This window comes from Saccharopolyspora galaxeae (assembly GCF_016526145.1).
Taxonomy (GTDB): Bacteria; Actinomycetota; Actinomycetes; order Mycobacteriales; family Pseudonocardiaceae; genus Saccharopolyspora_C; species Saccharopolyspora_C galaxeae.
Genome location: NZ_JADDUE010000001.1, coordinates 779,073 through 791,848 on the forward strand (window position 1 = coordinate 779,073; position 12,776 = coordinate 791,848).

Below are 12,776 nucleotides of genomic sequence, written 5' to 3' on the forward strand. Positions count from 1 at the left end.
GCTGCTGGGTGAGATCGTGACCAGGCATTGTCAGGAGCCAGAGCTGAGCACCCCCGCATCGAACGCGGCCGGTCCGGACCCCGCGGCAGCCACTGCGCAGGACACCGGGATCACCCGGTTCCGCCCCGCCGACCCGGCGCGCGTGCTGGTCCTGGTCTCCGGCTCGGGCTCCCTGCTGCAGGCCGTGCTGGACGCGACCGACCGGCCGGACTACCCGGTGCGGGTCGTGGCGGTCGGCGCGGACCGCTCCGGCGTCGAAGGGCTCGCCCGCGCCGAACGCGCAGGCATCCCGACCTTCGTGCAGCGGGTCGCCGAGCACGACAGCAGGCAGGACTGGGACGCGGCGCTGACCGCCGCCTGCACCGAATACGAACCGGACGTGGTCGTGTCCGCCGGGTTCATGAAGCTCGCCGGTGAACGCTTCCTGGAGCGCTTCGGCGGCCGCTACCTCAACAGCCATCCGGCGCTGCTGCCGTCGTTCCCCGGGATGCACGGGGTGCGCGACGCGCTGGACTACGGCGTGCAGGTCACCGGCTGCACCTTGTTCGTGGTCGACGCAGGCGTGGACACCGGCCCGATCCTGGCGCAGGAAGCGGTTCCGGTGCTGCCCGCGGACGACGAGGCGAGCTTGCACGAACGGATCAAGGCGGTCGAGCGGCGGCTGCTGGTGGACACGCTGGAACGGCTGGCACGGCACGGCTGGACCGTGCAGGGACGGAAGGTGAACATCCCGTGACGCAGAATTCGCAGGAACCGCAGCTCCGGGCGGACTCGCAGGAACGCCGTCCGGTCCGCCGGGCGATGATCGGCGTGTCGGACAAGTCCGGCCTGCTGGACCTGGCCACCGGGCTGCACGCGGCAGGCGTCGAGATCGTCTCCACCGGTGGCACGGCCCGCGCGATCGCCGACGCGGGGGTGCCGGTCACCCCGGTCGAAGAGCTCACCGGCTTCCCGGAGGCGCTGGACGGGCGGGTCAAGACGCTGCACCCGCGGGTGCACGCCGGGCTGCTGGCTGACCTGCGCCGCCCCGAGCACGCCGAGCAGCTGGAGCGCCTCGACATCCCGGCGTTCGACCTGCTGGTGGTGAACCTTTACCCGTTCGTGCGCACCGTCGGCTCCGGCGCCGAGCCGGACGAGGTGATCGAGCAGATCGACATCGGCGGTCCCGCGATGGTGCGGGCTTCGGCGAAGAACCACGCCAACATGGCCGTCGTGGTCGACCCGAGCCGCTACGAATGGCTGCTGGAGCAGGTGCGCGGCGGCGGGTTCACCCACGCCGAGCGGGTGGAGCTGGCCGCGGAGGCGTTCCGGCACACCGCTTCCTACGACGTGGCGGTCGCCGGGTGGATGAGCCGGGTACCGGTGGGCGACGACTCGGCGTTCCCGGGCTGGCTGGGCGAGACCTGGCAGCGGCGTTCCGCGCTGCGCTACGGCGAGAACCCGCACCAGCCGGCCGCGCTGTACGTCTCCGGTGGTGAGGCCGCCGGCCTGGCCGCGGCGGCCCAGCTGCACGGCAAGGAGATGTCCTACAACAACTATGTCGACGCCGACGCGGCCTGGCGCGCCGCGCACGACCACGCCGAGCCGTGCGTGGCGATCGTCAAGCACGCCAACCCGTGCGGCATCGCGGTCTCGGCCACCGATGTGGCCGAGGCGCACCGCAAGGCCCACGAGTGCGACCCGACCAGCGCCTTCGGTGGCGTGATCGCGTCGAACCGCGAGGTCACGGTGCCGATGGCGGAGCAGATCGCGGAAGTGTTCACCGAGGTCGTGGTCGCGCCCGGCTACGCCGACGGTGCGCTGGAAGTGCTGTCGCGGAAGAAGAACGTGCGCGTGCTGACCGTGCAGCCGCCGCAGCCGGGCCGGGTGGAGATGCGGGCGATCTCCGGCGGGATGCTGGTGCAGCGCTCCGACGAGATCGACGCCGCGGGCGACGATCCGGCGAACTGGGAGCGGGCCGCGGGGCCCGCCGCCGACGAGGCCACCTTGGCCGACCTGCGGTTCGCCTGGCGCACCTGCCGTGCGGTGAAGTCGAACGCGATCCTGCTGGCGCACGACGGCGCCACGGTCGGCGTGGGCATGGGGCAGGTGAACCGGGTGGATTCGGCGAAGCTGGCGGTCGCGCGCGGCGGTGCGCGGGTGGCCGGCTCGGTCGCCGCTTCGGATGCGTTCTTCCCGTTCGCGGACGGGCCGCAAGCGCTGATCGACGCCGGTGTGCGGGCGATCGTGCAGCCGGGTGGTTCGGTGCGGGATCAGGAGACGATCGACGCGTGCGCGGCCGCGGGCGTGGCGCTGTACCACACGGGGACCCGGCACTTCGCGCACTGAGCGGCGCGACGGCTCGGGCGACGCCACCGCTGGACGGGTTCCGGCGGTGGCGTCGTTGTTTTCCGGGGGCGTGCGGCGTGGTTCCGCGGCGCGCGCAGGCGCTCCGCCGCGGAGAAGTCGATCTTGTCGGTGCCCGGGCGCATCATGGGTCGCGCGGCGGGCTCGGGCGGTCGGAGCGGCGACCTGGGGTTTTCGAACTCGTGTTCGCTCTTTCCGGTGAAAGCCTTGACGGCAAGCCCGTGTCCAGGGTTTACTTAATCAAGTCGAACTAAGGTTCGATCTCGTTCCGGGTGGTCTTCGCCGAGCCGGTCTCCCTGCGGGCCGCCCGAGCGAGACGGCTCCACCGGCGCGGTGGGGCGGATGCCGGAGCGATCGGCGAGGTCGGGGACTCGGTCGCTGCGGCGGTAGTGCTCCCGGGGAACTGGAACGGATCGAGGTGGTGCCGAGGCGACTGCCGGAGCGTTGGACCGGCGCGGTGCGTCGGAGCGGGTGATCCGGGTCGGGTGGCCCGGAGGCGTTGAACTGGAAAGAACTCGGGAGTGGTCGCCGTCGGGGGGCGACCGCCCCTTGAGGTGGTGCCGTTCGGGTGCAGGCGGCGCGACCTCACCGCTGTCTCCCCACAGCGGACGGTTGGGTGCTCGATGCGGGGTCGGGTGCCGGGCGAACGAAGTGGGGAGGCAGCAGATGTCCGCGAGCACGCCTTTGGTGGCGTTGGACGGGGTGACCACGGCGAACGGGGTGTCCGTGGACTCCGCTGCCACCGAGGTGAACGGTGGTCCCGTTGCGGGACGGGAACTGCCGGTGCGGGCGGAACTCGCCACCGTGCTGCCATGGCCGGGCCTGCGCCGTGGCAGCACGGTGGCGGTGCAGGACTCGACCGCGCTGCTGCTGGCCTTGCTGTCCGAGGCGACTTCGGCGGGGTCGTGGGCGGCCGTGGTGGGATTGCCCGGCCTCGGCCTGTCCGCGGCGGCCGAGATGGGTGTGGACCTCGACCGGTTGGCGCTGGTGCCGCAGCCGGGCGGGGACCCGGTTTCGGTGATCGCCGCCCTGCTGGACGGGGTGGACCTGGTCGTGGTCGGACGTCCGGGCCTGCCCGCCGACGCCGACGCCCGCCGGTTGTCCGCCCGCGCGCGGCACCGCGGGGCGGTGCTGCTGCCGTTCGGTCCCTGGCCGGGGGCGGAGGTGCGGCTGGACTGCACGCAGGCGCGCTGGCGCGGCCTCGGGCAGGGGCACGGGCACCTGCGCGAGCGGGAGATAACCGTGCGCGCGGGCGGGCGCGGGGCGGCTTCCCGGCCGCGTTCGTGCAGGCTGCTGCTGCCGGGGCGGAACGGCTCCGCCGCGGAGCGGTTGGACGCGGAGATCCGCGACCTGCCGGACCGCCCCGATTCGCCGGACCGCCCCGATTCGCCGGAGCGGCGGCCCGGCAGGAGTGAGCAGCCGGGCTGCTCGGGACTGCCCGGGAGGCAGCACCGTTCGGTCGCGCCGGATCGGCGGCTTCCGGACCGTGCGGGTTCGCCGGATTCCGCCGCGCAGGGTCGGCCTCCGCTGCACTCGGTACCGGAGGACGACCATGCCGGGTGAGGACTTCGCGGCCGGCGCGCCCGTGCGCAGGCTCGTGGTGTGGTGCCCGGACTGGCCGGTGGTGGCGGCGACCACGGCCTGCGGGTTCGGGTCGCAGGCGGCGGCCGCGGTGTTCACCGCGAACCGGGTGCTGGCCTGTTCCGAAGCGGCGCGCGCCGCCGGGGTGCGCCGGGGGATGCGGCGCCGGGAAGCGCAGGGCAGATGCCCGGAACTCGCGGTGTGCGAACACGACCCGGACCGGGACGCGCGGCTTTTCGAGCCGGTGGTGGCCGCTGTGGAGGCGTTGATCCCGGGGGTGGAGATCGTGCGCCCGGGGCTGCTGGCCATGCCTGCGCGGGGTCCGGCGCGCTACTTCGGCGCGGAGGGGACCGCCGCCGAGCGGATCGTCGACCAGGTCGACGCGCATACCGGCGTGGAGTGCCAGGTGGGCGCGGCGGACGGGTTGTTCGCCGGGGAGCTCGCGGCGCGGCGGGGCGTGCTGGTGCCGCCGGGCGGAAGTCCGGAGTTCCTCGCGCCGCTGGGCATCGGCGAGGTCGATCAGCCCGCGCAGCAGGCCGCGGACCGGGCTGACCTGGTGGATCTGCTGCGACGACTGGGGATTCGGACGCTCGGCGAGTTCGCCGCGCTGACCCCCGCGGACGTCTCCACCCGGTTCGGCGGTGACGCGCTGCTGGCGCACCGCGCCGCGCGAGGTGCGGAGGAGCGCCCGCCGGACCGCCGCACGCCGCCGCCGGACCTGGTGGTCGAGGAACACCTGGACCCGCCGGTGGAGCGGGTGGACGCCGCCGCGTTCGCGGCCCGCGGGCTGGCCGAACGGCTGCACGTGCTGCTGAGCGAACGCGGCGTCGGCTGCACCCGCCTGGGCATCTCGGCCCGCACCGAACACGGCGAGCGGCTGCACCGCGTGTGGCGGTGCGCGGAGCCGCTGAGCCCGGCGGGCACGGTGGACCGGGTGCGCTGGCAGTTGGACGGCTGGCTCAGCGGCCGAGGCGAGCAGCGCCCCACCGCCGGGGTGTCCGTGCTGTCGCTGCACCCGGAGGAAGTCGTGGGCGCGGGCGGGCTCCAGCTCGACCTGATGCGTTCGGCCACCGGCGAGGCGGACTCCCGCGCGGGCCGCGCGTTCGTGCGCGTGCAGGGCATGATCGGCCCGGATCGGGTGCTGGTGGGCGCGCCCGCGGGCGGCCGGGACGTGCGGGACCTGGTGACCCTCGTGCCGTGGGGCGACGAGCGCAGTCCGCGGCGAGCACCGGACCGGCCCTGGCCCGGCCGGATCCCGGCACCGTCGCCTTCGGTGGTTCCCGGGCAGCCGTGGCCGGCGACGGTGCTCGACGCCGACGGCGAGCCGGTGTCGCTCACTGCCCGCTTCGGGTTGTCGGCCGAGCCGCACCGGGTCGTCGTGCACGGCCGTTCCCGCACCGTGGCCGCCTGGGCGGGCCCTTGGCCGCTCCAGGAGCGCTGGTGGACCACCCCCGGAGTGAAGGCCCGATCTTCCGGGGCCAACGGGTCGTTCGCTCCGGAGGGAGCCGGACCGGACGGGTGGCGCCCGGGTGCGTCGGTTCGGTGGTCGCCGGGAGAGGTGGCGCCGGACGGCGAAGGCGGTTTCGGGGTGAACGGACCGTTCGGGACCAACGGGTCGTTCGCTCCGGAAGGCTCGGGTGCCGAGGGCGCGGGATCGGGGCTGCCCGGGGTGGCGCGGATGCAGGTCGTGCTCGCGGCGGAGCGGGAAGCCGGGCGGGGAACCGACGAACAAGGAACCACTGGCCAGGGCACCACTGGCCAGGGCGGCACTGGGCAGGGCGGCACCGCCCGAGGAATCACCGGGCGGGGCGGCACTGTTCGAGGAATCACCGGGCAGGGCGCCACCAACCGAGGAGTCACCGGACGGAGCACCACCGACCGAGGAGCCACCGGGCGGAGCACCATTGGCCAAGGAACCGCTGGGCAGGCCACCACCGGCCAGGAATCCGCCGAGCCGGACCCGGACGACCCCGGCGAGGTCGCGCTGCTGCTGGTGCGCGAGAACGGCGCGTGGTGGGTGCAGGGGGTGTACCGGTGAGCTGGTTCAACCCCCGCCAGACCTGGTCGGAACTGGAACAGGCGCTGTCCGGCAACGCCCCCCTGCCAGACGACGTCCTGCCCGGAGACGGCCAGCCAGGAGATGCCCAACCCGAAGACGCCCGGCCCGAAGATGCCCAGCCCGAAGACGCCCCGCCCGGAAATCCCCAGCCCCGCAACTCCCTGCCCCGCGACGAGGAACACCCGGGCGACGGCGGCGACAGCCCGGCCTGGACGCGGACCCGCGCGCCGTACACCGCGGGCACCGGCCGCGCCCCGTCGGCCGTCCCGTTCGCCGAGCTGCACGCGCACTCGCACTTCAGCTTCCTGGACGGCGCGAGCTACCCGGAGGAGCTGGCCGCAGAGGCGGCCGAGCTGGGCCTGGAGGCCGTGGCGCTGACCGACCACGACGGCCTGTTCGGTGCCGTGCGATTCGCCGATGCCGCGGCCGAGCACGGCGTGCGCACCATCTTCGGCGCCGAGCTGAGCCTGCCCCCGCCCGGCGGACGCGCCACCGAGCGCACCGGCGTGCCGGACCCGCCGGACCAGCACCTGCTGGTGCTGGCCCGCGATCCGGACGGCTACGGCCGGTTGTGCCGCGCGATCAGCACCGGCCAGCTGCGCGGCGAGGAGAAGGGCCGTCCGCAGCACGTGCTGGAAGAGCTCGCGGCGGAGGCGGCGGGGCACTGGCTGGTGCTGACCGGCTGCCGCAAGGGCGCGGTGCGCTCCGCGCTGACCGAGCGCGGCCCGGCCGCCGCGAAGTCCGAAGTGGACAGACTGGTGGCGCTGTTCGGCCGGGACAACGTCGCGGTGGAACTCACCGAGCACGGCCTGCCGGAGGACTCCGCCCGCAACGACGAGCTCTACGAGATCGCCCGCCGCACCGGCGTCCGCGCGGTGGCCACTAACGCCGCGCACCTGGCGAACCCGCGGCGCGGACGGATCGCCTCGGTGCTGGCCGCGATCCGGGCCCGCACCAGCCTGGACGAGCTGGACGGCTGGCTGCCCGCATGGGCGGGCGCGTTCCTGCGCTCCGGTGAGGAGATGGCGCAGCGCTTCGCCCGCTATCCCGGCGCGGTCGAAGCCGCCGCCGAATTGGGCCGCGAGTGCGCCTTCGACCTGAAGCTGGTCGCGCCGCAACTCCCGCCGTTCGACGTGCCGCCCGGCCGCACCGAGGCCGAGCACCTGCGCGAGCAGACCTACCGGGGCGCGCTGGAGCGCTACGGCCCGCACCATCCGGCCGCCTACGAGCAGCTCGAGCACGAGCTCGCGGTGATCGAGAAGCTGAACTTCCCCGGCTACTTCCTGGTGGTGCACGACATCGTCCGGTTCTGCCTGGACTCCGGGATCCTGTGCCAGGGCCGGGGTTCGGCGGCGAATTCGGCGGTGTGCTTCGCGCTGCGCATCACCAATGCGGACCCGGTGCGCTACGGCCTGCTGTTCGAGCGCTTCCTGGCCCCGGAGCGGGACGGCCCGCCGGACATCGACCTGGACATCGAGTCCGATCGCCGCGAAGAGGTGATCCAGTACGTCTACCGCAAGCACGGCCGCACGCACGCCGCGCAGGTCGCGAACGTGATCTCGTACCGGCCGAAGTCGGCGGTGCGCGACGTCGCGCGGGCGCTGGGTTTCTCCCCCGGCCAGCAGGACGCCTGGAGCAAGCAGGTGGAGAGCTGGCACCAGCTGCCCGACGACGGCGAGCTGCCGGACCAGGTCCGCGAGCTGGCGAACGAGCTGATCGGCTTCCCGCGGCACCTGGGCATCCACTCCGGCGGCATGGTGCTGTGCCACCAGCCGGTCAGCGAGGTGTGTCCGGTGGAGTGGGCGCGGATGCCGGGCCGCACGGTGCTGCAGTGGGACAAGGACGACTGCGCGGGCGCGGGCCTGGTGAAGTTCGACCTGCTGGGGCTGGGGATGCTTTCGGTGCTGCACTACGCGATGGACATGGTCGCCGAGCACCACGGCCGCCACGTCGACCTCGGTGAGCTGGACCTGGAGGACGACGAGGTGTACGCGATGCTGCGCCGCGCCGACGCGATCGGGGTGTTCCAGGTGGAGAGCCGGGCGCAGCTGGCCACGCTGCCCAGGCTGAAACCGCGGCGGTTCTACGACCTGGTGGTGGAGGTGGCGCTGATCCGCCCCGGCCCGATCCAGGGCGGCTCGGTGCACCCCTACATCCGCCGCCGCAACGGCGACGAGGACTGGGACTACGAGCATCCGCTGATGGCGGGCGCGCTGGCGAAGACCCTGGGCGTGCCGCTGTTCCAGGAGCAGCTGATGCAGCTGGCGGTGGACGTGGCCGGGTTCTCCGCGGCGGAGTCCGACGAGTTGCGCCGGGCGATGGGCGCGAAGCGCTCCACCGCGCGGATGGCGCGGCTGCGCAGCCGGTTGTTCGAGGGCATGGCGGCCAACGGCATCTCAGGTGAGCTGGCCGAGCAGGTGTACGCGAAGCTGCTGGCGTTCGCGAACTACGGCTTCCCGGAAAGCCACGCGCTGAGCTTCGCGACGCTGGTGTTCGCCAGCTCCTGGTTCAAGCGCTACTACCCGGCGGCGTTCTGCGCGGCGTTGATCAAGGCGCAGCCGATGGGCTTCTACTCGCCGCAGTCGCTGGCCGCGGACGCCCGCAGGCACGGCGTGCGGGTGTCCGGCCCGGACATCAACGCCAGCCGGGTGCACGCCGACCTGGAGCCCGACGCGGAATCCACCGGCGGTGCGGCGGTGCGGCTGGGTCTGTCGTCGGTGCGCACGCTCGGCGATGACCTGGCCGAGCAGCTGGCCGCCGAACGCGCCGAACGCGGCGCGTACTCGTCGATGACCGACCTCGCGCGGCGCGTGACGCTGACGGCTCCGCAGATGGAGGCGCTGGCCACCGCGGGCGCGTTCGGCTGCTTCGGCCTTTCCCGCAGGCAGGCGCTGTGGAACGCGGCGGCGGCCGCGGCCGACCGCCCGGACCGGTTGCCGGAGACCACGGTGGCGGCGCAGGCCCCGTTGCTGCCGGACATGGACGGGGTGGAGCTGGCAGCCGCGGACGTGTGGGCCACCGGGGTTTCGCCGGACAGCTTCCCGGTGCAGTTCCTGCGGTCCAAATTGGACGAACTCGGCGCGGTGCCGGCCACCGGGCTGTCCGAAGTGGAGCAGGGTGAGCGGGTGCTGGTCGGCGGCGCGGTGACGCACCGGCAGCGCCCGGCTACCGCCAGCGGTGTCACGTTCCTGAACCTGGAGGACGAAACCGGGATGATCAACGTGGTGTGCACGGCCGGGCTGTGGGCGCGCTACCGCAAGGTGGGCCGCACCAGCTCGGCGCTGCTGGTGCGCGGCACCGTCGAGCGCGCCGAGGGGGTGGTCAACCTGCGCGCGGACCGGTTGCAGCGGCTGGACATGCGGGTGCCGTCCCAATCCCGTGACTTCCAGTGAGCCGCTACCGCCGCGAGCGCCGCGAACCCGGCTTTTCGGCCGGCGGGAGGAACTTTTCGGTTGATCGCCCGTCGTCGGCGAATCAATAACCTCACCGGACATGACGACTTCTCCGGCCGACGCCACCGTCCCGGTGCGGCGACCGCGCCCCCGGATCCGCGGATTGGACGCCCTACGCGGGTTCGCGCTGTGCGGCATCCTCGTGAGCAACATCGCGAACAGCATCCTGCACATGCAGCACATCGATCCGGGTCCGCACGTGCCGCTGGTGCCCGAGCTGCTGCACAGCATCGTGCACCAGCGGTTCTTCCCGATCTTCAGCTTGCTGTTCGGAGTCAGCTTCTGCTTCGTGCTCGAAGGTGCCGACAACCGCGCGTCGCGGCCGAGGCTGGTGCTGGTCCGGCGGCTGGTCTTCCTGCTGCTGCTCGGGATCGGGCACTCCTTGCTGCAACCGGGCGAGGCGTTGTCCGTTTATGCCGCGGCCGGTTTGGTGTTGCTGCTGCCCGCCAGCTGGTTGCCCGCGTGGGCCGTGCTCGCGCTCGGATTCGCCGTGCTGGCGGTCAATCCGAGCGGGCAGGTCGCCAGCGCAGGTTGCTTGCTGATCGGTTACGCGGTCGGGCGATTCGGCGTGCTGGACACCTTGGAGCGGCGCGGCCGGCAGCTGGCCGCGGTGCTGGCGATCGGCGCGGCGGTCACGGCCGTCGCCTTGCCGATGCAGTTGAGTGATCCGCTGAACAGCGGTTTCAACACCTCGTCCGCGGTGGCCGGGTTGGGGACGGCGCTCGTCTACGTCACCGGTTTCCTGCTGTTGCTGCGCTCTCCGCTGGGTTCGGTGCTCTCGCGGGTGTTCGAGCCGTTGGGGCGGATGGCGTTGACCCACTACGTGTCCGCGACGCTGCTGGTGCTGCTGGCCGATCAGCTGCTCGCGCTGGACGAATCGCGGAAGTGGGGCGTCATGTTCGCGTTGGCGGCCGGAATCGCCGTCGTGCAGTGGGTCTTCAGCCGGCTGTGGCTGCGCCGGTTCCGCTACGGGCCGCTGGAGTGGTGCTGGCGCTGCGTGACCTGGTGGCGCTACGTCCCGAATCTTCGCGTCGCCGCGTGACGAGCGTGCCGAGCACGGCCGAGCGCTACGGTTGCCGCTGTGCCGGACGAGATCACCGCAGATCTGATCGCGGAGTTGCTCCGCGAGCAGCACCCCGACTTGGCCGGTTTGCCGCTGGCGCTCGGTGCTCGTGGCTGGGACAACCAGTTGTGGCGGCTCGGTGACGACCTCGCGGTCCGGCTGCCCTGGGCCACCCAGGAAGCGGACGAGCTGCTGTTCAAGGAGCACGCCGTGCTGCCCGCCATGGCGCCGCGGCTGCCGTTGCCGATACCTGTTCCGCAGCGGCTGGGCCGCCCGTCCGAGCGGTTCCCGCGTCCGTGGATCGTCACCACCTGGGTCGCCGGTGAACCTGCCGACCACGCGCCGGCGACTCGCGGTGCCGAGGCGGCCGATGCGTTGGCGGCTTTCCTGGCGGCCTTGCACCAGCCCGCGCCCGATGACGCGCCTGCGGGGCGGAGCGGCCGAGGAGGTCCGCTGGCCGACGTCGGCGAAGGCGTCGCACAGCTGTTGAAGGAGACCACCGATCGTGGGTTGATCGCCGAGCCGGATGCAGTGCGCGAGGTCTGGGAGGACGCGCTGGCCGCGCCCGGCTGGACGGGTCGGCCGCGGTGGCTGCACGGGGACTTGCACCCGGCGAATCTGCTGACCAGCAATGGCGAATTCTGCGGCGTGGTCGACTTCGGCGACGTGTGCGCCGGAGATCCGGCCTGCGACCTGGCTGCCTGCTGGATGCTGCTGCCCGACGGGGTCATCGACCGCTTCCACCGCAGCTACTCGGCCGCCGTCGACGCAGCGACGCTGCGCCGCGCTCGCGGCTGGGCGTTGGTGAAGGCGCTCGTCTGCGCGCTCGTCGGCGATGCCGGAGTGCACGGCCGTCCGGGTGGAAAGCCGACGTGGGGGCCGCCGGCGGCCGCAGCGCTGCAACGCCTCACCGCGACTCGCCGCTAGGAACGATTCCCGTGGCGGTGGAGGAACGGACCTTTCCGCCCGCTGACCCGCGTCGCGCGGTTCAGCTCCGGATGCCGCAGCGGCGCATGGCGAGCAGGGCGTAGGTGCGGGCGGCCTGCTCCAACTCGGCCACCGGGACGTGCTCGTCGTGGGCGTGCGCGTACCGGACGTCGCCGGGGCCGTACTGCAGCGTCGGAACTCCGGCGCCCGCGTACTGCCGCAGGTCGGTGCCGTACGGGGCACCCAGCACGTCCGGCTCGGCCGCCCCGGCGTCCCGCACCGCTGCGCGTGTCTCATCGAGCAGCGGGTGTCCGCGCGGCAGCCTGCCGCTGGCGAAGATGCCGCCCGGCCAGCTCACCCGCACCGGATGCTCGGCCAGCCACGGATCCGCGGCGCAGGCCCGCGCGATCGTGGACTGGAACGCTTCGCGCGCCTCGCCGAGGTCTTCGTCCAGCCGGACGCCGAACCGTCCTTCGGCCACCGCCAGGTCCGGGACCGTGCTCGCCCAGTCCCCGGCGCGCAGCACGCCGACCGACAGCGGATACGGCAGCTCGAGGTGCGCGACCAGCGGATCCGGGTCGGCGTTGCGCTCGGCTTCGAGTTCGCGCAGCACCGGCAGCAGCCCGGCGAGCTTGTCCACCGCGTTGACCCCGCGCAGCCGGGTCGAGCCGTGCGTGCTCTGCCCGGGAACCTCCAACCGGAACGTCAGCGACCCGCCGTTCGCGGCGACGACGGTGCCCGCGCTGGGTTCGGCGAGCACGCAGGCCGCGCCGCGATGACCCCGTCGCAGCGTGGCGAACGCGCCGAGCCCGCCGTCCTCCTCGCCCACGACCGCGTGCACCCCGACCGGCCGCGCCAGCTGCACCCCGGCCGAGCGGATCGCCTGCAGGGCACCGAGGAACGCCGCGACACCGCCTTTCATGTCGCAGGTGCCGCGCCCGGCTGCGATCCCGTCGGAAACCCGCAACGCGTACGGGTCCCGCTGCGGCCACCGGTCCAGATCTCCGGGCGGGACCACGTCGGTGTGCCCGCAGAACACCAGCGCAGGTACGCCTTCGCCGCTGACGCCGACGCAGCCCGCGGCCTCGTCGCGGTCCGCCTCTTGGCCCGGGAATCCTTGCTGCGCGGCGAGTTCCGCCACGTCGATGCGCCAGTGGTCCACCCGGTGCCCGAGCCCGCCCAGCCGGTCGGCGCACCACTGCTGCGCGTCCAGCTCGCCCGCGGTGCCGCCGACGCTGGGAATGGCTACGAGTTCCCGCAGATCGCCGAGGATGCCGTCGACGTCCACCGCGTCCAGCGCTTTGCGCTCCACATCGGTCGGTTCCACGCGTTCCTGGCTGTGCACGCG

Annotated in this window: 8 protein-coding genes; 7 read left to right on the forward strand and 1 reads right to left on the reverse strand. The window is 73.3% G+C overall.

Going from position 1 to position 12,776, the window contains the following annotated elements; translation table 11 throughout:
• Positions 1 to 109 precede the first annotated feature (109 nt).
• The 7 genes from purN (at position 110) to INP57_RS03555 (ending at position 11,428) form a co-directional block, all read left to right on the forward strand.
• Positions 110 to 736, forward strand: a complete 627-nt coding sequence (gene purN, locus INP57_RS03525; protein ID WP_200068718.1) for a phosphoribosylglycinamide formyltransferase — start codon at positions 110 to 112, stop codon at positions 734 to 736.
• Positions 733 to 2,328 carry a bifunctional phosphoribosylaminoimidazolecarboxamide formyltransferase/IMP cyclohydrolase gene (purH, locus tag INP57_RS03530; RefSeq protein ID WP_307849883.1) on the forward strand — a complete coding sequence of 532 codons (1,596 nt, stop codon included), beginning with the start codon at positions 733 to 735 and terminating at the stop codon, positions 2,326 to 2,328. The genes purN and purH overlap by 4 nt, the downstream gene beginning before the upstream one ends.
• Positions 2,329 to 3,012: 684 nt before the next feature.
• Positions 3,013 to 3,909, forward strand: coding sequence for a DnaE2-dependent mutagenesis accessory factor ImuA' (gene imuA', locus INP57_RS03535; RefSeq protein WP_307849884.1), 897 nt, complete (start codon positions 3,013 to 3,015; stop codon positions 3,907 to 3,909).
• On the forward strand, positions 3,899 to 5,965 hold the full coding sequence (locus tag INP57_RS03540; RefSeq protein WP_200068510.1) for a DNA polymerase Y family protein: 2,067 nt from the start codon (positions 3,899 to 3,901) through the stop codon (positions 5,963 to 5,965). Before imuA' ends, INP57_RS03540 begins: the two co-directional genes overlap by 11 nt.
• Positions 5,962 to 9,378 carry an error-prone DNA polymerase gene (locus tag INP57_RS03545; RefSeq protein WP_200068511.1) on the forward strand — a complete coding sequence of 1,139 codons (3,417 nt, stop codon included), beginning with the start codon at positions 5,962 to 5,964 and terminating at the stop codon, positions 9,376 to 9,378. The genes INP57_RS03540 and INP57_RS03545 overlap by 4 nt, the downstream gene beginning before the upstream one ends.
• Positions 9,379 to 9,478: 100 nt before the next feature.
• Entirely contained in the window at positions 9,479 to 10,480 is a 1,002-nt protein-coding gene (locus INP57_RS03550) for a DUF418 domain-containing protein (RefSeq protein ID WP_200068512.1), read from the forward strand.
• 39 nt (positions 10,481 to 10,519) lie between these two features.
• The gene (locus INP57_RS03555) at positions 10,520 to 11,428 is read left to right on the forward strand and encodes an aminoglycoside phosphotransferase family protein (protein WP_307849885.1); all 909 of its coding nucleotides are present in this window, start codon (positions 10,520 to 10,522) and stop codon (positions 11,426 to 11,428) included.
• A 61-nt stretch (positions 11,429 to 11,489) separates the two neighbouring features.
• On the opposite strand, the gene INP57_RS03560 is transcribed toward INP57_RS03555, so the two are convergent.
• Complete coding sequence (locus tag INP57_RS03560) at positions 11,490 to 12,773, reverse strand: ArgE/DapE family deacylase (protein WP_200068513.1); 1,284 nt, start codon at positions 12,771 to 12,773, stop codon at positions 11,490 to 11,492.
• Positions 12,774 to 12,776: the final 3 nt, after the last annotated feature.

Bases quoted from the DNA above. Each gene is read 5' to 3' on its own strand.
- imuA' (WP_307849884.1), top strand. From the start codon at position 3,013: ATGTCCGCGAGCACGCCTTTGGTGGCGTTGGACGGGGTGACCACGGCG.
- INP57_RS03540 (WP_200068510.1), top strand. From the start codon at position 3,899: ATGCCGGGTGAGGACTTCGCGGCCGGCGCGCCCGTGCGCAGGCTCGTG.
- INP57_RS03550 (WP_200068512.1), top strand. From the start codon at position 9,479: ATGACGACTTCTCCGGCCGACGCCACCGTCCCGGTGCGGCGACCGCGC.